Here is a 22,041-nt window from a genome sequence, read left to right on the forward strand (position 1 = left end):
CTCTTTAGGAGTCTGACTTCGGACGCTGTCCGAGGAAGAAGGACGAGGACTTCAGCGGCGCGAAGCTCGGCCGCTTCAGGCCGGCACCGAGCAGCGGCGCGGTGTCGGTGGGAGCCTTGATCGACGCGGTGGTCGCGGCGCCTTGCGGCGCATCCGGCGTGCAGGTGCCGGCGACGAAGCTCGGCTCCGGCCCAAGCACCGTGCCGCGGCGGGCGTATTTGTCGTAAGTGAGCGGCAGGGTGTTGTTCAGGCCCTCATGGCCGTTGCCGCCCTTGGCGTCGATCGCCATCATCTCGCTCTGGCACATCTTGCCGGTCTCGACGCACATGTTGAGGATCAGCCGGTAGAGATCGGAATCGACGGTGCCGTAGCGGCGCACCGGTTCGTTCTGGCTGGGCTTTTCGAGCTGGAGATATTCAGCGCGGCCGAGCGAGCCGCCGGCCGACTTGGCGCTGGCAACCCAGGCGTCAAAACCCTTGTCGTCGAGGCCCTGGAAGTTGAAGTGCATGCCGGAAAAGCCGGCGCCGCTATAGTTCGCCGAAAAGCCCTTGTAGGTGCCGGTGTGATTGACGACGGCGTGGAGCTTGGTCTCCATGCCCGGCATCGCGTAGATCTGGCCGGCGAGCGCGGGGATGTAGAACGAGTTCATCACCGAGGACGCGGTGATGCGGAAGGTGATCGGACGATCGACCGGAGCTGCCAGCTCATTGACGGTGGCGATGCCGTAGTCCGGATAGATGAAGAGCCACTTCCAGTCGAGCGCGACGACGTCGACCTCGAGCGGAGCCTTGGACTGATCCACGGCGCGCTCCGCATGGATGCGGCCGAGCGTGCGATAGGGGTCGAGCAGATGCGTGCCCATCCAGGTCAGTGCGCCCAGGCAGACGATGATCAAGAGCGGCGCCGACCAGATCACCAGCTCGAGCTTGGTCGAGTGGTCCCATTCCGGCTCGTAGCGAGCCGAGCTGTTGGACTGGCGGTAGCGCCAGGCGAACAGCACCGTCAGCGCCATCACGGGGACGACGATCAGGAGCATCAGGACGGTGGAGATGATGACGAGGTCGCGCTGCTGGGCAGCGATATCGCCGGCGGGCGCCAGCACGATGTAGTTGCAGCCGCTGAGCGCAACTGCCAGTGGTAGCAGCGCCAGGATCTTGAGACGGGACACGGGCCGAGCCTTATGAGAATGAGTTTCCTTTGCGGGGCCAAGGGGTAGCTGCGGCGCAACAATCCGGACATTGGACAATTTGTCCAATGTTGCAGTGCGGAATGTTGGGTCAGAGAGGACCAGAATGCCCGGCATCGCGCCGGGCGGTCGGCTTTGGTTTTCAGGACGTTAAGGGCGCACGAATGGCGACGGCACAGACCCCCGCAATGGCAGACCTCCACTCGGGCGAGCACGGCCACGACCAGGCCAGTCCCGGCGAGATCGCCATCGGCGTCATCATCGGCCGCACCTCGGAATTCTTCGACTTCTTCGTCTTCGCGATCGCCTCGGTGATCGTGTTCCCGCGCCTGGTGTTCCCGTTCGCGAGCGAGCTGACCGGCACCCTCTATTCCTTCATGATCTTCGCGCTGGCCTTCATGGCCCGGCCGATCGGCACCGTCATTTTCATGACGGTCGACCGCGCCTACGGCAAGACCGCCAAGCTGATCTCGGCGCTGTTCCTGCTCGGCACCGCCACCGTCGCTCTCGCGTTCCTGCCCGGCTATCACGAGATCGGCGTCGCCGCGATCTGGCTGCTGGCGCTGGCGCGTCTCGCCCAGGGTCTGGCCTGGGGCGGCGCCTGGGACGGTCTCGCTTCGCTGCTGGCGCTGAATGCGCCGTCTTCGAAGCGCGGCTGGTACGCGATGGTGCCGCAGCTCGGGGCCCCGCTCGGCCTGATCGTGGCGAGCGCGCTGTTCGCCTATTTCGCCGGCAACCTCTCGGCCGATGACTTCTTCGATTGGGGCTGGCGCTATCCGTTCTTCGTCGCCTTCGCCATCAACGTCGTGGCGCTGTTCGCTCGCCTGCGCATGGTGACGACGGAAGAATATTCCTCGCTGTTCGAGACCCGCGAATTGCAGCCGGCGCGCATCTCCGACACCGTCGCGCGCGAAGGCCAGAACATCATGCTCGGCGCCTTCGCGCCTCTGGCGAGCTTTGCGCTGTTCCACATGGTCACGGTGTTTCCGCTGTCCTGGGTGTTCCTGTTCACCCGCGAAAGCCCGGTGCGCTTCCTGATCATCGAGATCGTCGCCGCCGTGTTCGGGGTCGTCGCGATCGTGCTCTCCGGCATCATCGCCGACCGTGTCGGCCGCAAGTCGCTGCTGATGGGATCGGCGATTGCGATCGCGATCTATAGCGGCTTTGCCCCGCAGCTGCTCGACGCCGGCGCGTTCGGCGAGACCATCTACATGGTGATCGGCTTCATCCTGCTCGGCCTGTCCTTCGGCCAGTCCTCGGGCGCGATCGCCTCGAACTTCAAGCAGACGTACCGTTACACGGCTTCGGCGCTGACTTCGGACATGGCCTGGCTGTTCGGCGCCGGCTTCGCTCCGCTGGTGGCACTGCTGCTCGCGACCAATCTCGGCGTCATCGCCTCGGGTGCGTACCTGCTGTCGGGCGCGTTCTGGACCCTGCTCGCGCTCTGGCTCAGCGGCCAGCGCGAGGCCGGCGATATGGATGCGGGGCGGTAGGGCTCGCGCCGTCCCCACATCACAGGCTCTACGGCAGCGAAGCTCGTAGCTCTAGATCTCGCGTTCGCCGCTCAAGCGCCTCCGGGATGACGCGCGCTTAGCGCACGTCAATCCGCCACGATCTTCACGCGGTCGCGCACCTTCACCTGGGCGTTGCGATCGAGTCCGTTCAGCACGCGGAAACGTTCGGCGGGGTGATCGACGCCGGCCATGCGGTGGGACAGCAATTCCACGGTGTCGCCGGGCTGCACTGTAATCACCTTGATGCGCAGCGGGCGCGCGGCCTGGATCTCGTCGAGCGTCAGGCGGCGGAATGAGTTGACGGTCTCGCGCGCGTTGCGGTCGCTCTCGGTCGACTTCTGCCGTGTCGCGAAGATGAAGCGATAGACGTCGCTGCCGAAGCGCAGGGCATAGACCTTGAACTGCCACTGATCGCCCTTGGCGGTGGCGGACGCCGCCGGAAAGCCGTTGATGGTGAGATCTTCGGTGGACGCCTTCTCAACGCCCTCCATCCAGCCGGAATTCAGGTAATCGCCGAGCGATTGCTCGGCCGGCACCCGCACCACGTCGAAGCGCATCGCCTGCGAGCCGCCGTCGCGCACGCCGATCACGGCCTGCGCGGTGTTGTCGAGCGTGAAATTGTCCGGCGCCTGGAAGGTGAAGCCGAGCTTCGGATGCAGGAACCTGCGGCCGCGGACAAAACCTTCGCTGGGGTCTTCGCCATAGACGAGGTTGTCGATCGCGGCGAGATAGGTTTCGCGGTCGCGTTCGGCGCCCTCGGGCGCTGAATATTGCCGCGCGATGGTCTGTGCATTCTGCACGCGCTCCGGGGTAGCCGGATGCGACGAGGTGAAATCCTGCGCGCGCGGATCGAGCGAGCTCTTGCCGGCCTTCAGCTCGGCATTGCGCTCCATCGCCGAAAGGAAGCGGGCGGCACCGTAGGGGTCGAAATGCGCGCGGGCGGAAATGCCGACGCCGATGCCGTCGGCCTCGATCTCCTGCTTGCGCGAGAAGCTCGCCATGGTGAGCTTGGTCTTGGCGAGCGCGAGCGCGGTGAGATCGGGATCGTTGCTCATGTCGGTGACGACGCGGGTGACGATCGCGGCCTGGCGCGCCTGATCCTCGCGCATCGCGGCGTGCTTGGACAGCACATGCGCCATCTCGTGGCTGAGCACGGACGACAATTCCGAAGTGTCGCTGGCGAGCGCGAGCAGGCCGCGCGTGACGTAGAGCTGGCCGTTCGGCAGCGCAAACGCATTCACCGCGCCGGAATTCAGGATGGTGACCTTGTATCCCTGATCGGGACGGTCGGAGGCTGCGACCAGCCGGTCGACGGTCTTGCTGACGAGCGATTCCAGCCTGGGATCGTCATAAGTCCCGCCATAGCTCGCCAGGATGCGCTCATGCTCTTTCTCGGTGGCGGGGGTCTGCGCCACAGCAGGCTTCGGCTTGGGCATCGCCACAACCGGCGGGGTCGCAGCGGTCTGGAACCGGCCCATGTCGCCGCAACCCGCCAAGGCCGTGCCCAGGACAAGGCATAGCGCAGCCGGCGCTGCCCGCAGGCGGCGGCCATCACCTCGTTCGTGCCGTTCTAGCACCCCATTCACGTCGCTTAACCCGTGCCCGGCCCTTTTAGGGCCTTACCCCTGTCGGCTCGTTTGCGCCTAGCAACTCGACCTGTCCCACGAGGCGTATATCGATACGCGGCCCCGTGTTTCCCTCGACCCAGCCCCGAACTCGAATACGTCTATTTTCCAGGGACTTAAGGGTAATTCCGGCGCTTTCGAACGCCGGTAACGTGCGCTTTGAGATAGTCGCCGCAAAGCCGCGTGTCCAGTTTCGTCCGAAGTTGAGGTAGGTCATTGCCCCAGCTTGCCGGACCGACCGGACTTTGCCCTCGACCACCATAAAGCGCCCGATCCCCGCCAAAATATCGTCCGGACTTTCCGCGTTTTTTATGGCCGACGAGTCAGCCCAGCTGCCCTTTTTTTGGCGCCGCGCCTCGGCCTCCGACGCCATCAGGGCGGCCGCGCAGTCCCTGTCCGCGATCTCGGCGGAGACGATGGCATCGCCCTGGGCGAGCAACGTCGCCTGCACGGAGGTGTCGCTTTCGCCGACGAAGACCAGCGCATTCTGGCGGCCGTAACGATCGGGCGTGTCGTCAGGGCTCCGTAGTGTCACGTCGCGGCCGGCGAGCAGCGAGGTCAGCACCTGCTTCGTCGTCGCCGTCGGCTCGATGCCGGTGAGGCGGATCTCGCGGCCGTCGTCGAGGCGGATGCTGCGCGCATCGACGATCGCGGCGACACGGCCCTCGCCTTGGGACTCGAATTGGCATGGGCTCGCGAATGCGCTGTGACCCGCGACGAGAAGGATTGCGACGATGAGGTGAAGGGGGCGCGTCACGTGATCCGGAGAGGTTGCGTGCGCACCAGTTCTAACCCAAATGTAGCAAACGACGAAGGGCTGTCGTAGGGGTCGGCAAAGCGAAGCGTGCCCACGTCTTTGGCCACCGCGGGCGGTGGGCACGGCGCGAAGAGTGCGCCTTTGCCCACCCTACGGCAGATCATGTGATCCTTCGCCATTGCCTCACACGCCGTCATTGCGAGGAGCGGAGCAATCCAGAGTCTCTCCGCTGAAAGATTCTGGATTGCTTCGCTGCGCTCGCAATGACGTGGAAACATTTCGCCACTCCACCATTCCGCTTTGCGGAAAACATGCACGGCAATCATGCGCTTGTAACGGCACCTCGCGCTTGCTGCCCTCTCGCGCATGCGGCATGATTGCCGCCAATAGCGATAGCCAAGACCAATGGCCAAGAGCAATAACCAAGCCGCCATCAGAGCACGGCGCGATAAGGGAGGTCTTTTTCGATGAAGCATATTCTGTCGGGCATTTTTGCTGCCGCATTTGCGCTGAGTGCGAGTGCCGTGCAGGCGGAGGACAAGCCGCCGCTCAAGATCGGCGGCATCCTCGACATGTCGAGCCTCTATGCGGACATCACCGGCCCCGGCAGCGAGACCGCGGCCAAGATGGCTGTCGAGGACTTTGGCGGCGAGGTGCTGGGCCGCAAGATTCAGGTGCTGGCGGCCGACCATCTCAACAAGGCCGATCTCTCCGCCAACATCGCCCGCGACATGCTCGACAACCAGGGCGTCGAGATGATCTACGACGTCGCGGCGTCCGCGACCGCGCTCGCCGCCGGCGAGATCGCGAAGGCGCGCAACAAGATCATCATCTTCAACGGTCCCGGCTCGATCCGCCTCAGTAACGAAGCCTGCGGTCCCTATACCGTGCATTACGTGTTCGACACGTTCGCCCAGGCCAACGTGACCGGGCTTGCCGCCGTGAAGTCGGGCCTCGACACCTGGTTCTTCCTCACCGCCGATTATGCCTTCGGCCAGGACCTGGAGAAGGACACCAGCAACGTCGTCACCAAGACCGGTGGCAAGGTGCTCGGCAACGTCCGTCATCCGCTCAACACCTCGGATTTCTCGTCGTTCCTGCTCCAGGCGCAGGCCTCGAAGGCCAAGGTGATTGGTCTTGCCAATGCCGGCGGCGACACCGTCAACGCCATCAAGCAGTCGGCGGAGTTCGGTATCATGAAGGGCGGCCAGAAGGTCTCGCCGCTGCTCGCCTTCGTCACCGATATCGACTCGATCGGCTTGGAGACCGCGCAGGGCCTGCTGCTGGCCGAAGCGTTCTACTGGGACATGAACGACGAGACGCGCGCCTTCTCCAAGCGCTTCCAGGAGCGCGTGAAGCGGCCGCCGACCTCGGCACAGGCCGGCGTCTACTCCTCCGTCACGCATTATCTGAAGGCGGTGAAGGCGGCCGGCACGACCGACGCTGCTGCGGTGATGAAGATGATGAAGGAGACGCCGATCAACGACTTCTTTGCTCATAACGGCAAGATCCGCGAGGACGGCCGCATGATCCACGACATGTACCTGTTCGAGGTGAAGAAGCCGTCGGAGTCCAAGGGCCGCTGGGACGATTACAAGCTGCTCGCCACCGTGCCAGGCAACGAGGCGTTCCAGTCGCTGGAGCAGTCGCGCTGCCCGCTGGTGAAGAAGTGACGGCGTGACGTAGTCACGACGTCATTGCGAGGAGCTCTTGCGACGAAGCAATCCAGACTGTCTCCGCGGAAACATTCCTGGATTGCTTCGCTTCGCTCGCAATGACGGTGTGGTGATAGCTCGGCTAGACAACAACAACGGAGACCACCCCATGAGCAACGACATGGTCCTGCAAAAGCTCGAAGGCGGGCTGCTCACCATCACCATGAACCGGCCGGAGCGGAAGAACGCGCTCAACCCCGACATGGTGCGCGGGCTGGTCGAGGCGGCGCGGCGCGCGGCTGACGATCCGGAGGTGCGCGCGGTGCTGTTCAAGGGCGCGGGCGGCAGCTTCTGTGTCGGCGGCGACGTCAAGTCGATGGCGGAGGGCCGGGCGCCGCTGCCGTTCGAGCAGAAACTCGCAAACCTGCGCCGCGGCATGGAGGTCTCGCGCATCCTGCACCAGATGCCAAAGCCTGTCGTGGCGCAGCTCGACGGCGCGGCGGCCGGCGCCGGTCTGTCGATGGCGCTGTCCTGCGACCTGCGCATCGCCAGCGAGTCCTGCAAGATCACCACGGCCTTCGCCAAGGTCGGCTTCTCCGGTGATTACGGCGGGACCTATTTTCTGACGCAGCTGCTCGGCAGCGCGCGGGCGCGCGAGCTCTATCTGATGTCGCCGGTCCTCACCGCGAAGGAGGCGCATGCCATCGGCATGGTGACCAAGGTCGTGCCCGACGCCGAGATCGACGCCGCCGCGCACGAGCTCGCGCTGTCGCTGGCGCAGGGCCCCTCGATCGCGCTCGGCTTTATCAAGCGCAACATCAACAATGCCGAGCATCTGGCGCTGGAGGATTGCTTCGATGGCGAAGCGATCCATCACACCCGATGCGGCGACACCGAGGACCACAAGGAGGCCGCCAAGGCCTTCGTCGAGAAGCGCAAGCCGACCTTCAAGGGCGCATGACGATGGCGCCCTATATCCGGCTGCGTCAGATCTGCCTGGTTGCGCCGCAGCTTGAGCCTGTCATCACGGATATCGCCAGGATTATGGGTCTCACCGTGTGCTATCGCGACGGCAATGTCGCGAAATACGGTCTGGAGAACGCGCTGCTCCCGGTCGACACGATCCTGCTGGAAGTCGTTGCGCCGTTCAAGGACGGCACCACGGCCGGCCGCTTCATCGAGAAGACCGGCGGCCGCGGCGGCTACATGGCGATCTTCTGCTGCGACGATCCGGACGAGCGCGGTCGCAACGCCAACGCGCTTGGCGTGCGCACGGCCAATGTCATCGACCACGCACCCTATCACGGCGTGCAGCTCCACCCCCGCGACTGCCGCGCCGCCTTCATCGAGTTCAACCACACCGAAGGCAGCGACAACATTCTGGGCGCCTATCCACCGGCGGGACCCGATTGGCAAAAATTCATCCGCAAGGATGTGACGCAGGCGCTGACGGCCGTCGAGATGCAGAGCCCGGATCCACAGGGGCTGGCGGAGCACTGGGGCAGAATCATCGGTGTTGCGCCAAGCGCCGACGCCGAACTGAAGCTGCCCAACGCAACCTTCCGCTTCGTCAAGGGCACCAGCGAAATCATGAGCGCACTGGAATTTCGGGTGACGGATGCTGCACGTGTGCTGCATGCCGCGCGGGAGAAGGGGCATGCGGTTGCCGGCAACGAGTTCTTGTTAGGTGGGGTAACGTTCCGGCTCGTTGCTTGACCACTTGCGACATTTCTCGTTGTGTCGTCATGCCCGGGCTTGTCCCGGGCATCCACGTTCTTGACGATCGTTGAGAAGCAAGACGTGGATGGCCGGGACAAGCCCGGGCATGACGGGGATAGCACCAGATCAACAACTGGAATCTGCACATGCCGCATCCGCTCGACAGCTTCTTCGCGCCCGCCAGCATCGCGCTGATCGGGGCCTCGCGCGATCACGAGAAGATTCCGGGGCGGCTGCTGTCGATGCTGCGCAAGAACGATTATCCCGGCAAGATCTATCCGGTGAACCCGAACTATGCCGACATCGACGGGCTCGCCTGTTACAAATCGATCGCCGAGATCGGCGCGCCGATCGATCTCGCCGTCATCGTCATCCCGGCGCGCGCGGTACTGCCCGCGCTCGAGCAATGCGCCGTCGCCGGTGTCAAGAACGCCGTCATCATCTCTTCCGGCTTTGCCGAGGAGGGCGGCGCCAGCGCCGCGATGCAGGATGCGATCGCGGCGCTGGCGGGGCGCACCGGCATGCGGATCTCCGGCCCGAACGCCGAGGGCTTCTTCAGCCAGGTGCAGCGCGTGGCGGCCACCTTCAGTCCCGCGGTGGACGTCAAGCCGGGTGTGGTGCCGCTGGTCGCGACGCACAAGCGGATCGGCATCGTCGCGCAGAGCGGCGGCATCGGCTTTGCCTATTATCATCGCGCGCGGGCGATCGGCATCGCCGTGAGCTACGTCGTCAGCGCCGGCAACGAATCCGATCTCGGCGCCGGCGAGTTCCTGGATTATCTGGTGCAGGACACCTCGACCGACGTGATCCTGCTGTTCATCGAAGGCATCCGCGACGTCGACAAGTTTCTGGCCGCCGCGCGGCGCGCCGCCGAGGCGAGGAAGCCCGTCATCGTGACAAAAGTCGGCCGCTCCGGCGCCGGCCAGCGCGCGGCGGCCTCGCACACGGCGAGCATGGCCGGCTGGTCGGCGGCCTATGACGCGGTGTTCGCGAAATACGGTTTCATCGTCTCCAACGATCTCGACGAGGCGCTGACGATCGCGGCGCTGCTCGCCAGCAATCCGCTGCCCAAGGGCGATCGCGTCGCCGTCGTCACCGTCTCCGGCGGCGCCGGCATCTGGGGCGCGGATGCCGTGGCACTGCAGGGCTTGCAGGTGCCGGAGCTCTCCGAAACGATCCAGGCGGGGATCCGAATGCTGATGCCGTCCTACGGCACCGCGGGCAACCCGATCGACGTCACCGCGCAAGGCGTGACCTCCGGCGGATTGCAAAAGAGCGTCGATCTGCTCAGCGCCTCAGACGAGGTCGATGCGGTGCTGATCGTGCTGTCACTGTCGAGTGAGGTGCGCAAGCCGTTCGACGAGGCCGAGCTGACGCCGGTGCTGGCGGCGCAGAAGAAGCCGGTCGCATTCTATTCCTACACGGTCCCCTCCGACTTCGCGCGGCGGGAACTCGCGAAATCCGGTGTCGTGGTCCTCTCGGGTCTGACTCATGTCGGCGTTGCGCTGCGGCGGCTCGTCGACTACGCGAAATTCAATCTGCCGAAACCCGCGGACGAGACGCGGTTGCCGGTGCGCGATCTCTCTGCGCATTTGAAGCCGCAAGCATGGTCCGAGGCCGACAGCAAGACATTGCTCCGCGCCGCCGGCATCGCGCTGCCGGACGAAGTGCTGGTGACGGACAAGGCCGGGCTGGATGAAGCCGTCGCCCGCGTGGGCTTTCCGCTGGTGATGAAGATCCAGTCGCCCGACATCGCGCACAAGAGCGAGGTCGGCGGCGTGCGCGTCAACATCACCACCAAGGGCGAAGTGTTTTTGGCGTTCGAAGCGCTGCTGGACAATGCGCGCACGCAGCGGCCGGACGCGGCGATCCAGGGTGTGCTGGTTGGTCCGATGGCGAAGAAGGGCGTCGAGATCATCGTGGGAACGATGATGGACCAGACGTTTGGGCCGATGGTGATGGTCGGGCTCGGCGGCGTCACCACAGAACTGTTCCGCGATGTCGTCTATCGTCCGGCGCCGGTCGGTGCGGAGGAGGCCGGCGCAATGCTGGCGGGATTGAAGGCGGCGCCGCTGCTGAACGGTTTTCGCGGAGCGGCGAAAGCGGATGTCACAGCGATGGCGCAATTGATCGCGGATGTCTCAGTGCTCGCCGCACGGCATGCGCAGGAGATCGCGGAGATCGAGCTCAACCCGGTGCTGGTACACCCGGAGGGGCAGGGCGTGACGATCGTCGACGCGCTCGTGGTGGGAAGGAAGTAGGCGGCCACACACCTTGCTGTCGTCCTGGACAAGCGAGCTAAGCGAGCGCTGATCCAGGACCCATTACCCCATGGGGTAATTTGGCGAAGACTCGTTGTTACCAGCTTCGCGCCGCAACTTCTCCCTGGGGTAATGGGTCCTGGCTTTCGCCAGGACGACAGCGAAGGGTGTCGCAGCGCCGCGGCCGCAATCACCTTCCCTTAAAATTCGCCACGCGCCGCTCCTCCGTCGCCTTCACACCCTCCTTGAAGTCTTCCGTCGCACGCAGCCGGGTCTGCTCGGCGAGCTCGTGATTGGTCGCGGCCATCACGCGGTCGGCGAGGTCGGCGCGCATCGTGGCGCGGGTGGAGAGCAGGCCGAGCGGGGAGCATTCGGCGATCTCGCCGGCGAGCTTCATCGCGGCTGATTTCACCTGGTCCTGCGGCACCAGCTCGTTGGCGAGGCCCCACTTCAGCGCTTCTTCGCCGGTGACGCGGCGGCTGGTGTAGAACATCAGCTCGGCGTTGTTCTTGCCGATCAGCTCGGGCAGCGTCACGGTCAGGCCGAAGCCGGGATGGAAGCCGAGCTTTGTGAAGTTCGCGGAGAAGCGCGCTTCGGGGCAGGTGACGCGGAAGTCGGCCGATACCGCAAGACCGAGGCCGCCGCCGATGGCGGCGCCCTGCACGGCGGCGACGATCGGCTTCTTGGCGCGGAAGATGCGCACGGCCTGAATGTAGAGATGGTTGATCGGCCCGAGACTGTCGGCCGGATCGCCCTTGGCGGTCTTCTCAGCCTCGCGCGCTTCCTGCGCCTGCCGTGCTGGATCCTGGAAATTGGCGCCAGCGCAGAACGCTTTGCCCTGCGCCGACAAAACCGAGGCACGGATCTCGATGTCGCGGTCGAACTCGTCGAGCGCATCCGCGATCTGGTTGATCAGCGAAATGTCGAAGAAATTGAGCGGCGGACGGCGGATCTCGATGGTGCCGACGTGTCCGACCTTCTCGACGCCGATATCCTTGTACGTGGTCATTTTGTGCCTCCAGTATCTCAGTAGCGAAGAACCACCTCTCCCAGAGGAAGAGGTCGATTTGCGCCAGCAAATCGGGTGAGGGGCTCAGCTCTATCGTGGGATCCTAACCCCTCACCCGGGGCTACGCGCCGACCTCTCCGGATGGGAGAGGTGAAGGGCGCGCGCTGCCAGAGCATCGCTCTCATCCGCACTATCGAAGTCCCAGTCCGCGGGCGATGATGCCGCGCAGCACCTCGGTGGTGCCGCCCTGGATGGTGAGTTTGGGTGCGGTCTTGATGGCGAAGTCGAGCTGCCGCTCCAGCGTCTCGCGGTTGGTCGCGGTCTCCTCGACGAAGGCGGCGAGATCGCGCACGCGGTGCGGCAGCTGCTGCTCCCAGACCGTGCCGATGTCCTTGACGATCGACGCCTCCACCACCGGCTCCTTGCCGGCTTGCAGCATGCCGGCAACCGAGACCGACATGCGCCGCATGGTGTGGAGCTGCGCGACGAGGCGCCCGATGCCTTCGGCACTGCGCGTGTCCGGGTTGGGACCGATCGCGCGCACCAGCTCGGTCAGCACGTAATAGGTTTCGAGGAAGCGTTCGGGGCCCGAACGCTCATAGGCAAGTTCGGATGTCGCCTGCTTCCAGGCGCCATCGACCTCGCCGAGCACATGATCGTCGGGGATAAAGTGATCGGTGAAGACGACCTCGTTGAACTCGTACTGGCCGGTGATCTGGCCGATCGGGTTCACCTGGATGCCGGGCTGCTTCATTTTGACCAGGAATTGCGTCAGGCCGTGGCGGCGATTCTCCTTGGTCGGCGGCGACGTCCGGAAGATCGCAATCATGTAGTCCGCGATATGCGCCGACGAGGTCCAGATCTTGGTGCCGTTGATGAGATAGCCGCCGTCGGTCTTGGTCGCGCGCGTTTTCGCGGCGAACAGGTCGGAGCCGGAGTTCGGCTCGCTCATGCCGATGGCAAAGCAGATCTCGCCGCGGCAGATGCGCGGCAAAATCTCCATCTTGATGTGCTCGGGCGCGTATTTCAGCAGCACCGGCCCGCTCTGGCGATCGGCGACGAAGAAGCGCCGCGTCGGCGCATTGGCGACGCGCATCTCCTCGGTCACCACGTAGCGTTCGAGGAAAGAGCGCTCCTGGCCGCCGTATTTTTTGGGCCAGGTCATGCCGAGCCAGCCCTTGGCGCCGACCCGGCGGGAAAATTCCGGCGCGTCGGTGTCTTCGCGATTGGGCTTGTGCGGATCGAAAGTGCCGGCGGCAATTTCCTCGGCGAGGAAGGCGCGCACTTCCTTGCGCAATTGCTCACATTTTTCCGGCAGGCGGATCGGATCGAAACGGAGGGCAGCGGTCATTGTGGTCGTCCCCTGATCAGCGCGAAGCCACGAGCGGCCACAATTCATCGGCGCCGCGTCTTGCAACGAGCTTGCCGAGCTCGACGGCCCAGTGGCTTTCCGAGCCGAAATCGTCGCGCCAGGCCAGTGCCCGCAGCGAATAGCGGTGCAGGATGTGCTCCATGGTGAAGCCGATTGCGCCGTGAACCTGGTGGGCGATGCCGCCGCCTTTCTCTGCTGCTTCCGCGCAACGGATCTTTGCGGAGGCGGCTTCGAGATAGACCTCGTCGTCGAACGATTTTGCGTTCGCGATGGCATCGGCCGCCGAGGTCGCCGCTGCAAGCGCTGCGGCGGATTCACCGGCGAGGCGTGCGAGATTGTGCTGCACCGCCTGGAATTTCGAGATCTTCTTCTCGAAGGCGACGCGCTCGTTGGAATAGCGCACGGAGATATCGAGCATCGATTCCAGCGCGCCGGCGATCTGGAGACTGCGCGCGACACCGCCCATCAGCATCAAGGTAGTCTGGTCAAAACCTTTCGGAGCGGGCTTGACGGTGACGGGCTGAACCTTGTCGAGCGTGACGGTGTCGCTGTGGTCGTAGCCGACGTTGATCCCGGCTTCGATCCGCGCCTTGGCCGCATCGACCAGCGCGATGGAAATGCCGTCCTTGCCGTGCGCCAGCACCGCAAAATGCTTCGCCGCCTTGGCAAAGGGCACGCCGCGGGCGCGGCCGGAGAGCGCGCCGTCGGCATCGAGCGTGATGCGATCCTTTGGCGAGGCCGGCAGCACCGTCATCTCGCCCGCGGGCGATGCGATCTTGGCCTGCGCCAGCAGCCAGCCCGCGAGCATGGTCTCGGCCAGGGGAACGGCGACCGCAAAGCGGCCGGCAGCGTTCAGAAGCGCAAAACCGTCGGCAAGGCTGGCGCCGGAGCCGCCGAGGTCGTCAGGCACCCACGATAGCGGCAGGCCGGCCTCGCTCAGCGCCTGCCACAGCGGTGCCTGCCACGAATTCTTCTTGTCGTTGTTGATGGTTTGCGGATCGGCGAGATCAGCGAAGATTTTTTCCGCGGTCTCGACGACGATATTGTCACTCTCCGCCACAGCGTTCCCCGTGTTTTGCCATTGGCGCGTCCGCCCCGGTGGGCCGGCGCGCAGGTTCTTCTTGCGCCCGATGATCGGAAAAAGCCATGGCCCTGACAAGCGCTGATCGCAGGTCAACCTGCGGCGCAGGCATGGGCGCAAAGACCAATAGGAGGTTAATTCCGCTTAGCGGAGTTTGCTCGATTTGCAGGGCGCGGCAAACTCGCTAAACAAGGCGCCGAGATCAGAGACAGGGGAAGGAAACCAGGATGGCCAAGGATAGTTTGTGCGCAATCGTGACGGGATCGGCATCCGGCCTTGGTGCCGCGACCGCGGAAATTCTCGCGCGGAACGGGGCCCGGCTCGTCATCAACTATTCCTCGAGCCAGAAGGAAGCTGAGGCCACGGCTGAGCTCTGTCGCAAGGCCGGCGCCGCGGAAGTCTTGGTCGCGCAGGGCGACGTCTCGAAGGATGACGATTGCCGCAAGATCGTCGCGACGACGGCCGGTTGGGGCCGGCTCGACGTGCTCGTCAACAATGCCGGCACCACCAAGCACGTTGTCCATGCCGATCTCGATGGCTTGTCGGCGGAAGATTTCCAGCGCCTCTACGGTGTCAACACCATCGGTCCGTTCCAGATGGTGCGCGCGGCGCGCAGCCTGCTCGAGGCCGGCGCCAAGGCCTCGGGGCGGCCCTCCGCCGTCGTCAACGTGTCCTCGGTCGCCGGCATCAGCGGTGTCGGCTCGTCAATCGCCTATGCCGCGAGCAAGGGCGCGCTCAACACCATGACGCTGTCACTGTCGCGCGCGCTGGCGCCGCTGATCCGCGTCAACACGGTGTGCCCCGGCTATATCGACACGCCCTGGTTCACCAAGGGCCGCGGCGAGGCCGGGGCCAAGCAGGTGCGCGACAGCGTGGTGGCGAAGGTGCCGCTCAAGGTCGCCTCAAGCGCGGAAGACATCGCGCAGCTCGTCTGCTTCCTCGCAATGCCGGCCTCCAGCAACATGACCGGCGAGGTCGTGCGCATGGACGCGGGGATGCATTTGATTACGTGATTGCGTTCGCCGAGCGCGGCAAATACCGCTGTCGTCCCGGCGAAAGCCGGGACCCATAACCACGGGCCGCGATTGTAGCGCAAAGTCGGCAATTGCCAGTCTTCGCCAAACTCAGTTCGGTGGCTATGGGTCCCGGCCTTCGTGCGCAATTGCGCACTAGGCCGGGACGACACCGAGTTTGTTGATAGGTCATACCGCAAAGCGACAGCGGTCTACCCCTTGATCACGCCGCTGGCCACCAGGCGGTGCCAGATGAACAGCACCACCACCGCGCCGATGGTCGCGGTGATGAAGCCGGCGCCCTGGTCGGGGCTGTAATGGCCGATGGCCTGGCCGACGAAGGTCGCCAGAAACGCGCCGGCGATGCCGAGGATGGTGGTGAGGATGAAGCCGCTCGGATTGTTCGGCCCCGGTGCGAGCCAGCGCGCGATGAGGCCGGCGACGAAGCCGACGAGGATGATCCACAACAGGCCGCCCATGCTCATGACAGTGCTCCCCTCCCTTTGTCGACAATCAGATGCGACCCGAGAGCTCGTTCTCGGTCGGCAACCTTCCGTCCGGCGTCAAATGATCGATCACCTGCGGTAGATACTGGCTGAGGCCGGACAGCAGCTCCTCGCGTGACAGGCCGCTCTGGGCGGACAGGCTGTCGATCTGGTCGGCGCCGAGCGCGCTGGCGAGATCGCCCGGCGCAATCGGCTTGTTCTCGCCCTTGCCAACCCAGGAATTTGCGGTGTCGCCGTGTCCGCTCTGCTGGAGCTGGTTGAGGAGATCGCCGAGCCCGCCGCTGAGCACAGTGCCAGCCGCGCCGCCCGCGAGCAGGCCGCCGAGACCGCCCTTGAGCAAATCGCTGAGGCCACCGCCCGCGCCGGCGTTGACCGGCGGCGGCGCAGGCGTCGGCGACGGTTGCGGCGCCGTGCCGGATTGGTTTGCGGTCAAATGCTTGAACGCCTTCCAGGCGATCAGGCCGAGCAGCGCCATGGTCATCGGCGACATGCCGCCGGAGGATTTCTCGGAGCTCGGCGCGCTGGGCCCGCGCGGGCCGTTCTGCATGCCGTTGAGGACGTCGAGTAGACCCATGGTGCTCTCCTTTGGCGTCTCGTTCGGCGAGCGCTCGCCGCTGACAGGCTCCCCCGGGGCGAAAACATATGGGGCGGTCATGACGGTTACAAGGCGGCCGCGACGCGATGGGCAGCCGGCCTCGCCTCTGCTATCGAAGGCCGGTCATTCAGGGAGCGAGGTCAGTGGTTACGGATCGACCGATCGTGGTGGCCGGCGCCGGTGCCATCGGCTGTTTCGTCGGCGGCATGCTGGCGGCCGCGGGCCGCCGCGTCGCGCTGCTGGTGCGGCCGCGGGTGAAGACCGAGATCGAGCGGTTCGGCCTGCGGTTGACCGATTTCGACGGCTCCGAGAACAAGCTCGGTGCTGGCCAGCTCGCGTTGTCGGAGGATCCTTCGATCTTCCACAGCGCCGGCATCGTGCTGGTGACAGTGAAGAGCGCCGACACCGCCGATGTCGCGGAGCAGATCGCGCGGCATGCGCCGCACGACGCCGTTATCGTCTCGCTTCAGAACGGCATTGGCAATGTCGCGGTGCTGCGCGAGCATCTCGGCGATCGACGTGTGCTCGCCGGCATGGTGCCGTTCAACGTGATCGCGATGGGCGAGGGCCGTTTCCACCGATCGACCTCCGGCGACATCCATGTTGGTAAGGACGATGCGAACACAGCTCTCGCGCTGTCGGTGGCCCGCCTCACGGTACGCGCGAGCCGCGACATCACCGGCGTGCAATGGGGCAAGCTGATCATTAATCTGAACAATGCGCTCAGCGCGCTGTCCGACATGCCGCTCGCCGCGCAACTGGCGGACCGCGACTGGCGAAGGCTGTTCGCGGACCAGATGGCGGAGGGCCTCGCCGCGCTGAAGGCCGCCGGCATCGCGCCGGTCTCGGCAACGCCGATCCCAATGGGATGGACGCCGGCCTTGCTGCGGCTGCCCGACGTGATCTTCAACGCGATCCTGGGACGCACGATGAAGATCGATCCCGAAGCGCGCTCCTCGATGTGGCAGGACCTGAAGCACGGGCGCAAGACCGAGATCGACTATCTCCAGGGCGCCGTCATCGCGCTGGCCGAGCAAAGCAATGTGGATGTGCCGCTGATGCGCCGCATTGTTGCGCTGATCAAGGAAGCCGAAGCCGCGGGCAAGGGGCCGCCCGGGCTGACGCCGCAGGCAGATTGGGGGGCAGCGTGAGTGAAGGAGGAGCGCGATGAAGCGTTGTTTGGCGGTCGGGATCGCGCTGGCTGCGCTCTGCGGCGCATCGACGCTCGCTCATGCAAGACCGCCGACGGTCGTGAACTCTCCAGGCTATGACGCGCGATTGCAGGAGAGCCGCAAGGCGCTGAGCGCTTCGCCAACGGCAGCGGCGCCCGCGAGTGCGTCGGTGGCCAAACCGAAGCGGAGCAAGAAGAAGCACGCGAATTGACGCCAGCCTCGGCGCAACAACCTCCGCTGTCGTCCCGGCGAAGGCCGGGACCCATTACCCCAGGGAGTAGTTGGGGCGCGAGACTGGTCACCACGAGTCTTCGCCAAACTCAATTTGGTGGTTATGGGTCCCGGCCTTCGCCGGGACGACTGCGGAGTGTGGCGACAGCGTTACAAAAACAGCGAAACTCAGCCCTTCTTCGCCGGCTTGGTCGGCGTTGGATTGAACAACTTCTTCAAATCGTTCAAGCTTTCCGACAGCCGCGGCCATTCGCAGGAGAAGGAGCCCTTGGTGCAGGGCGCGCCCTTTCGCTGGCCGACATTCTGCTGCACTTTCGGCCGCTGGACCGGGACGGGCACGCGCTCGATGTCGGTTCGCAGCGCGACCTGGTGGAACTGCTGTACCTGTTGTTCCTGCTGCTCGCGCTGCTGACGCGCGGTGGCCTGGGCCGCTTCATTAATGCGGCGCTGGTTGGCGAGATAGGCGGTGTAGGCTGCGTCGATCTTCTTCTGCTCTTCCGGGGTCGGATTCGGCCCGGCGATGTCGAAGGTGCGATCCTGGAGGAAGTCGTAATAGGAATAGCCGCCGCCAGCCTTGCGGCGGCCGGCGAATTTCGCGTTGCAGTCGGCAAGCGCCGCGGTCTTCTCGGCCTTTGTCGAGGATTTTTCAGCGGCGTCGGCGCATTCCTCGAAGTCGACGGGCGCGCGCTTCCACCATTGGGCCTGGGCATGCGGCAAGGTCAGCAGAAAAATCCTGCTGCGGCAACGAGAAGCGCCGCACGACGCGATGCAACTACGACCGACATTCTACGAGAGCATTCCTTGCAAAACTCAACCCGCCCCGAGTCGAGTTCGGATTTTTGCCTCTTTATCGCCGGCTTGTCACCCATGGAACCCGGGAATTTCATGGCTGGGCTGCTGACATTTTTTGCTTGACGTGGCGCGCGAGTCACAGCCGCGCGCAGATGATGTGCTTAGACTTTTATCGATTTGACTTCGAAGGGGAATGTCCGTCATGCGAGCGTTGGCCGGTCTCGTCGCAATCGCGCTGGTGCTGATTTGCGGCCATGCCTTCGCGGCGGACGAAGCGGCGCCCAACCGCAAGCCGGTGAGGGCGATTGCGGACGCGCGGCTCGCGGTCGGCGCCCAGGGCATTCTGCCGCTCTACCTCTCCAGCGACTGGTCGATGCCGCTGCCGGCGATCTCGCGCGCGATCATCGTGCTGCATGGACGGCTGCGCAATGCCGACGAATATTATCTGTCAGCCCACACCGCGCAGGTCGCAGCGGGCGACGACGGCAAGCGCGCGCTCATGATCGTGCCGCAGTTCTTGGCGGAGATCGACGTCGAGGCCCACAAGCTGCCGGCAGATATGCTGCGCTGGTCGCTGGAGGGATGGGAGGGCGGGGACGCCGCGCTGGCGCCCAATCCGGTCTCCTCGTTCGAGGCGCTCGATGCGATCATGGCAAAGCTCGCCGACCGGCGCATCTTCCCGAACCTGAAGCAGGTCGTGGTCGCCGGCCATTCCGGCGGCGGCCAGGTCGCGCAGCGCTACGCCATCGCCGGCAAGGGCGAAGCGATGCTGTCGCGCCAGCACATCGATGTCCGCTACGTCGTCGCCAACCCGTCGTCCTATGCCTATTTCAGCGCCGAGCGGCCGGTGCCCGCCATCGCCGCCTCCTGTCCGGGCTACAACAATTGGAAATACGGCATGGATGAGCGGCCGCCCTATCTTGCGAACGTCACGCCGGCTGCGCTCGAACAACGCTATGTCGAGCGCGAGGTGATCTATCTGCTCGGCACCCTCGACACCAATCCGGAGCATCCCGCGCTCGACAAGAGCTGCATGGCGAAGGCGCAAGGGGCCACGCGCTACGCCCGCGGTCACGCCTATGCGGAGACGATGGCCAAGCGCAACCACGGCACGCCCAATCACCGGGTCTGGGACGTCGCGGGCGTCGGCCACGACGCCGACAAGATGCTGACCTCGACATGCGGGCTTGCGGCGCTGTTCGATAGTCCGGGCTGCGGCGCGGAGCGCTGATGTGCATGCGTTGAAGGCTTGCGTCTTGAAGGCTCGTCTCCGGCTGTTACACTTCGCACCGTGAACGCCTCATCGTGAGGCGGCGCCAAGAAGACGAAGTGGAAACGCCTGATGCTGCTGCCCCTGTCCGACGTGCCGCGCTGGTACGCTGAACGCAAACCACACGGCACGATCGCCGTTCGTCATGGGCAGGATACGCTGACATGGGATGAACTCGAGCGTGGCGCCAACCGGCGCGCGCAGGCGTTCATGGCCAGGGGCGTCAAGCCCGGTGACTTCGTCGCGATCGGATTGCCCAACGGCAACGCGTTCTTCGAGACGTCCTTTGCGGTGTGGAAGTGCGGGGCGACGCCGACCTCGCTGTCGTGGCGGCTACCGCGCGGCGAAGCCGCCGCGGTGCTCGACATCCTCAAGCCGGCGCTGGTGGTCGGCGGCGAGGCTGATTGGAACGCGCCGAACCGCCTGCCCGCGGATTTCGTGCCGCAAGGTTTTTCGGACGAGCCGCTCAATCCGCCGGTGGCGCGTTATTGGAAGGCCATGACCTCGGGCGGCTCGACCGGCCGGCCGAAGGTGATCCTCGATCACCATCCGGCGGTGACCGACACGGTGGCCGCGCCGCCGCTCAACATTCCGTTCGGGGTCTCGTTGCTCAATCCCGGTCCGCTCTATCACAATGCGCCGTTCATCGTGTCGCACTACGCGCTGTTCACGGGCGGCCAGCTCACCGGCCTCGTCAAGTTCGACGCCGAGGAGACGCTGCGGCAGATCGAACGCGAGCGCGTGCAATGGGTCAATTTCGTGCCGACCATGATGCACCGGATCTGGGCGCTGCCGGAGAGCGTGCGCAATGCCTACGATCTCTCGAAGTCTTCAGACGGTCTTCCACATGGCAGCTCCGATGCCGCCCTGGCTGAAGGAGAACTGGATCGCCTGGCTCGGGCCTGACAGGATCTGGGAGCTCTATGGCGGGACCGAGCGCCAGGGCTCCTGCATCATCTCCGGTGCGGAATGGCTGACGCACAAGGGCTCGGTCGGCAAGATCGGCGACATGGCGAAGCTTCGCATCATCGGCGAGGACGGCAACGACGTCGCGCCGGGCGAGACCGGCGAGATCTATTTCCTCAACAATGACGGCAAGGACGCCACCTATCACTATCTCGGCGCCGAGCCGAAGCGCCGCGCCGACGGCTGGGAATCGCTCGGCGATATCGGCCGGCTGGATGCGGAAGGCTATCTCTATCTCGGCGACCGCCTCGCCGACATGGTGCTGCGCGGCGGCGCCAACATCTATCCGGCCGAGGTCGAGGCCGCCGTCTCCGCCTGCCCCGGCGTGCGCTCCTGCGTCGTGGTGGGATTGCCCGATCCGGAATTGGGCCAGCGCGTGCATGCCATCATCGAGCCGGAGCCGGACGGCGGACGGCCAGGCCATCGCTGATGGCATGGCGGAGTTTTTGAGGGACAGGCTCAGCCGCTACAAGCATCCGGAGAGCTTCGAGATCGTCAGCACCCCGCCGCGCGATGATTCCGGAAAAGTCCGCCGCACCCTGTTGCGCGACGAGCGCGCGGCGTGGATGAAGGAGGGGCGCGCCTTCCGGATTTGGCCGGCCAAGGCGCGAGCGCACGCCGACTGAGACACATCACGGAAGGACTGACGAGATGACCATCACCATCGCTGCCAACGGCGTGCCGAAGCCGCCCGCCGACATCATCGAGGGCTTCCGCGGTGCGCCGACCTCGGTCATTTCAGACAATCTCGCCCGGTTGCCGGGCGCGGTGGGGCTGAAGCCGTATCACCGCGGCGGCAAGCTGGTGGGGACGGCCTTCACGGTGCGTACCCGTCCCGGCGACAATCTCGCCATCCATCGCGCGCTCGAGCTGGTCGGTCCCGGCGACGTCATCGTGGTCGACGGCGGCGGCGACGAGACGCGAGCCCTGGTCGGCGAGATCATGAAGAACATTGCGCAGTGGCGCAAAGCCGAGGGCTATGTCATCGACGGCGCGATCCGCGATGTTGCGGCGTTCGCGGCCGATGACTTTCCCTGCTACGCCCGCGCCGTGATCCACCGCGGCCCCTACAAGAACGGTCCCGGCGAGATCAACGTGCCGGTGGCGATCGGCGGCAGCGTGATTGCACCCGGCGACATCGTCGTCGGCGACGAGGACGGCGTGGTGTCGTTTCCCGCCGCGGGCGCCGCCGCGCTGCTGGAAGCCGTCCGCGCCCAGGTCGCGCGCGAGGAGGAAACATTGAAGGCGATCCGCGAGGGACGCTATCAGGGCTCGTATGGAAAATCCTGATCAGGCGAGAACGAAGGGGAGGATGGC

General features: G+C 65.2%; 19 protein-coding genes and 2 pseudogenes. 11 read left to right on the forward strand and 10 right to left on the reverse strand.

Annotation, left to right across the window (positions count from 1 at the left end; genetic code table 11):
- Window positions 1–4: 4 nt before the first annotated feature.
- Window positions 5–1,168: a ubiquinol oxidase subunit II gene (cyoA, locus tag ACSKB8_RS11195; protein WP_438104070.1), complete on the reverse strand. Its 1,164-nt coding sequence runs from the start codon at window positions 1,166–1,168 to the stop codon at window positions 5–7.
- Window positions 1,169–1,350: 182 nt separating this feature from the next.
- Here cyoA and ACSKB8_RS11200 point away from each other — a divergent pair, with 182 nt between their 5' ends.
- A complete protein-coding gene (locus tag ACSKB8_RS11200) occupies window positions 1,351–2,679 on the forward strand; it encodes an MFS transporter (RefSeq protein ID WP_091893495.1) in 1,329 nt (442 codons plus the stop codon).
- Window positions 2,680–2,786: 107 nt separating this feature from the next.
- On the opposite strand, the gene ACSKB8_RS11205 is transcribed toward ACSKB8_RS11200, so the two are convergent.
- The 3 genes from ACSKB8_RS11205 to ACSKB8_RS11215 all read right to left on the reverse strand — a co-directional run bounded on the left by ACSKB8_RS11205 (window position 2,787) and on the right by ACSKB8_RS11215 (window position 5,408).
- On the reverse strand, window positions 2,787–4,178 hold the full coding sequence (locus ACSKB8_RS11205) for a M48 family metalloprotease (protein WP_438104071.1): 1,392 nt from the start codon (window positions 4,176–4,178) through the stop codon (window positions 2,787–2,789).
- A 133-nt stretch (window positions 4,179–4,311) separates the two neighbouring features.
- Window positions 4,312–5,082, reverse strand: a complete 771-nt coding sequence (locus ACSKB8_RS11210; RefSeq protein ID WP_438104072.1) for a thermonuclease family protein — start codon at window positions 5,080–5,082, stop codon at window positions 4,312–4,314.
- Window positions 5,079–5,408, reverse strand: coding sequence for a hypothetical protein (locus ACSKB8_RS11215; RefSeq protein WP_438104074.1), 330 nt, complete (start codon window positions 5,406–5,408; stop codon window positions 5,079–5,081). The genes ACSKB8_RS11210 and ACSKB8_RS11215 overlap by 4 nt, the downstream gene beginning before the upstream one ends.
- A 141-nt stretch (window positions 5,409–5,549) precedes the next feature.
- Here ACSKB8_RS11215 and ACSKB8_RS11220 point away from each other — a divergent pair, with 141 nt between their 5' ends.
- From ACSKB8_RS11220 to ACSKB8_RS11235, 4 genes are all read left to right on the forward strand, one after another.
- Window positions 5,550–6,755 carry an ABC transporter substrate-binding protein gene (locus ACSKB8_RS11220; RefSeq protein WP_438104076.1) on the forward strand — a complete coding sequence of 402 codons (1,206 nt, stop codon included), beginning with the start codon at window positions 5,550–5,552 and terminating at the stop codon, window positions 6,753–6,755.
- A 151-nt stretch (window positions 6,756–6,906) separates the two neighbouring features.
- Entirely contained in the window at window positions 6,907–7,698 is a 792-nt protein-coding gene (locus ACSKB8_RS11225) for an enoyl-CoA hydratase (RefSeq protein WP_091893499.1), read from the forward strand.
- A gap of 2 nt (window positions 7,699–7,700) precedes the next feature.
- A complete protein-coding gene (locus tag ACSKB8_RS11230; RefSeq protein ID WP_438104078.1) occupies window positions 7,701–8,453 on the forward strand; it encodes a hypothetical protein in 753 nt (250 codons plus the stop codon).
- A 149-nt stretch (window positions 8,454–8,602) separates the two neighbouring features.
- Entirely contained in the window at window positions 8,603–10,717 is a 2,115-nt protein-coding gene (locus ACSKB8_RS11235) for an acetate--CoA ligase family protein (protein ID WP_438104079.1), read from the forward strand.
- 190 nt (window positions 10,718–10,907) lie between these two features.
- Here ACSKB8_RS11235 and ACSKB8_RS11240 read toward each other — a convergent pair whose 3' ends face one another.
- The 3 genes from ACSKB8_RS11240 to ACSKB8_RS11250 form a co-directional block, all read right to left on the reverse strand.
- Complete coding sequence (locus ACSKB8_RS11240; RefSeq protein WP_438104081.1) at window positions 10,908–11,726, reverse strand: enoyl-CoA hydratase/isomerase family protein; 819 nt, start codon at window positions 11,724–11,726, stop codon at window positions 10,908–10,910.
- Between the two features lie 190 nt (window positions 11,727–11,916).
- Window positions 11,917–13,077 (reverse strand): acyl-CoA dehydrogenase family protein, encoded by a 1,161-nt coding sequence (locus ACSKB8_RS11245; protein WP_128940312.1) that lies wholly within the window; start codon window positions 13,075–13,077, stop codon window positions 11,917–11,919.
- Between the two features lie 16 nt (window positions 13,078–13,093).
- Window positions 13,094–14,158 carry an acyl-CoA dehydrogenase family protein gene (locus ACSKB8_RS11250; protein WP_438104083.1) on the reverse strand — a complete coding sequence of 355 codons (1,065 nt, stop codon included), beginning with the start codon at window positions 14,156–14,158 and terminating at the stop codon, window positions 13,094–13,096.
- A gap of 248 nt (window positions 14,159–14,406) precedes the next feature.
- On the opposite strand from ACSKB8_RS11250, the gene ACSKB8_RS11255 reads away from it, so the two are divergent.
- Complete coding sequence (locus ACSKB8_RS11255; protein WP_438104085.1) at window positions 14,407–15,192, forward strand: SDR family NAD(P)-dependent oxidoreductase; 786 nt, start codon at window positions 14,407–14,409, stop codon at window positions 15,190–15,192.
- Between the two features lie 212 nt (window positions 15,193–15,404).
- Here the strand turns inward: ACSKB8_RS11255 and ACSKB8_RS11260 are convergent, their stop codons facing one another.
- Both ACSKB8_RS11260 and ACSKB8_RS11265 read right to left on the reverse strand, forming a co-directional pair.
- A complete protein-coding gene (locus ACSKB8_RS11260; RefSeq protein WP_197962173.1) occupies window positions 15,405–15,677 on the reverse strand; it encodes a GlsB/YeaQ/YmgE family stress response membrane protein in 273 nt (90 codons plus the stop codon).
- 28 nt (window positions 15,678–15,705) lie between these two features.
- Window positions 15,706–16,272 (reverse strand): YidB family protein, encoded by a 567-nt coding sequence (locus ACSKB8_RS11265; RefSeq protein WP_438104086.1) that lies wholly within the window; start codon window positions 16,270–16,272, stop codon window positions 15,706–15,708.
- A gap of 164 nt (window positions 16,273–16,436) precedes the next feature.
- On the opposite strand from ACSKB8_RS11265, the gene ACSKB8_RS11270 reads away from it, so the two are divergent.
- Together ACSKB8_RS11270 and ACSKB8_RS11275 are read left to right on the forward strand one after the other, a co-directional pair.
- On the forward strand, window positions 16,437–17,444 hold the full coding sequence (locus tag ACSKB8_RS11270; RefSeq protein WP_438104088.1) for a 2-dehydropantoate 2-reductase: 1,008 nt from the start codon (window positions 16,437–16,439) through the stop codon (window positions 17,442–17,444).
- Between the two features lie 16 nt (window positions 17,445–17,460).
- Window positions 17,461–17,676, forward strand: a complete 216-nt coding sequence (locus ACSKB8_RS11275) for a hypothetical protein (RefSeq protein WP_438104089.1) — start codon at window positions 17,461–17,463, stop codon at window positions 17,674–17,676.
- 188 nt (window positions 17,677–17,864) lie between these two features.
- Here the strand turns inward: ACSKB8_RS11275 and ACSKB8_RS11280 are convergent.
- Window positions 17,865–18,481, reverse strand: a pseudogene (locus tag ACSKB8_RS11280) (hypothetical protein).
- A 209-nt stretch (window positions 18,482–18,690) separates the two neighbouring features.
- Between ACSKB8_RS11280 and ACSKB8_RS11285 the strand changes: the two are divergent.
- The 3 genes and pseudogenes from ACSKB8_RS11285 to ACSKB8_RS11295 all read left to right on the forward strand — a co-directional run bounded on the left by ACSKB8_RS11285 (window position 18,691) and on the right by ACSKB8_RS11295 (window position 22,014).
- Window positions 18,691–19,719 (forward strand): alpha/beta hydrolase, encoded by a 1,029-nt coding sequence (locus ACSKB8_RS11285; RefSeq protein ID WP_438104090.1) that lies wholly within the window; start codon window positions 18,691–18,693, stop codon window positions 19,717–19,719.
- Between the two features lie 111 nt (window positions 19,720–19,830).
- Window positions 19,831–21,350, forward strand: a pseudogene (locus tag ACSKB8_RS11290) (AMP-binding protein).
- 25 nt (window positions 21,351–21,375) lie between these two features.
- Window positions 21,376–22,014, forward strand: a complete 639-nt coding sequence (locus ACSKB8_RS11295; protein ID WP_438104092.1) for an RraA family protein — start codon at window positions 21,376–21,378, stop codon at window positions 22,012–22,014.
- Window positions 22,015–22,041: the final 27 nt, after the last annotated feature.

It is taken from the genome of Bradyrhizobium sp. BR 1432 (assembly GCF_051547705.1).
Classification (GTDB): domain Bacteria; phylum Pseudomonadota; class Alphaproteobacteria; order Rhizobiales; family Xanthobacteraceae; genus Bradyrhizobium; species Bradyrhizobium zhanjiangense.

Excerpts from the sequence above, each read along its gene's own strand:
- ACSKB8_RS11200 (WP_091893495.1), top strand. The coding sequence starts at position 1,351 with ATGGCGACGGCACAGACCCCCGCAATGGCAGACCTCCACTCGGGCGAG.
- ACSKB8_RS11205 (WP_438104071.1), bottom strand. The coding sequence starts at position 4,178 with ATGGGCCGGTTCCAGACCGCTGCGACCCCGCCGGTTGTGGCGATGCCC.
- ACSKB8_RS11215 (WP_438104074.1), bottom strand. The coding sequence starts at position 5,408 with ATGATTGCCGTGCATGTTTTCCGCAAAGCGGAATGGTGGAGTGGCGAA.
- ACSKB8_RS11220 (WP_438104076.1), top strand. The coding sequence starts at position 5,550 with ATGAAGCATATTCTGTCGGGCATTTTTGCTGCCGCATTTGCGCTGAGT.
- ACSKB8_RS11225 (WP_091893499.1), top strand. The coding sequence starts at position 6,907 with ATGAGCAACGACATGGTCCTGCAAAAGCTCGAAGGCGGGCTGCTCACC.
- ACSKB8_RS11230 (WP_438104078.1), top strand. The coding sequence starts at position 7,701 with ATGGCGCCCTATATCCGGCTGCGTCAGATCTGCCTGGTTGCGCCGCAG.
- ACSKB8_RS11235 (WP_438104079.1), top strand. The coding sequence starts at position 8,603 with ATGCCGCATCCGCTCGACAGCTTCTTCGCGCCCGCCAGCATCGCGCTG.
- ACSKB8_RS11240 (WP_438104081.1), bottom strand. The coding sequence starts at position 11,726 with ATGACCACGTACAAGGATATCGGCGTCGAGAAGGTCGGACACGTCGGC.
- ACSKB8_RS11245 (WP_128940312.1), bottom strand. The coding sequence starts at position 13,077 with ATGACCGCTGCCCTCCGTTTCGATCCGATCCGCCTGCCGGAAAAATGT.
- ACSKB8_RS11255 (WP_438104085.1), top strand. The coding sequence starts at position 14,407 with ATGGCCAAGGATAGTTTGTGCGCAATCGTGACGGGATCGGCATCCGGC.
- ACSKB8_RS11260 (WP_197962173.1), bottom strand. The coding sequence starts at position 15,677 with ATGAGCATGGGCGGCCTGTTGTGGATCATCCTCGTCGGCTTCGTCGCC.
- ACSKB8_RS11265 (WP_438104086.1), bottom strand. The coding sequence starts at position 16,272 with ATGGGTCTACTCGACGTCCTCAACGGCATGCAGAACGGCCCGCGCGGG.
- ACSKB8_RS11275 (WP_438104089.1), top strand. The coding sequence starts at position 17,461 with ATGAAGCGTTGTTTGGCGGTCGGGATCGCGCTGGCTGCGCTCTGCGGC.
- ACSKB8_RS11285 (WP_438104090.1), top strand. The coding sequence starts at position 18,691 with ATGCGAGCGTTGGCCGGTCTCGTCGCAATCGCGCTGGTGCTGATTTGC.
- ACSKB8_RS11295 (WP_438104092.1), top strand. The coding sequence starts at position 21,376 with ATGACCATCACCATCGCTGCCAACGGCGTGCCGAAGCCGCCCGCCGAC.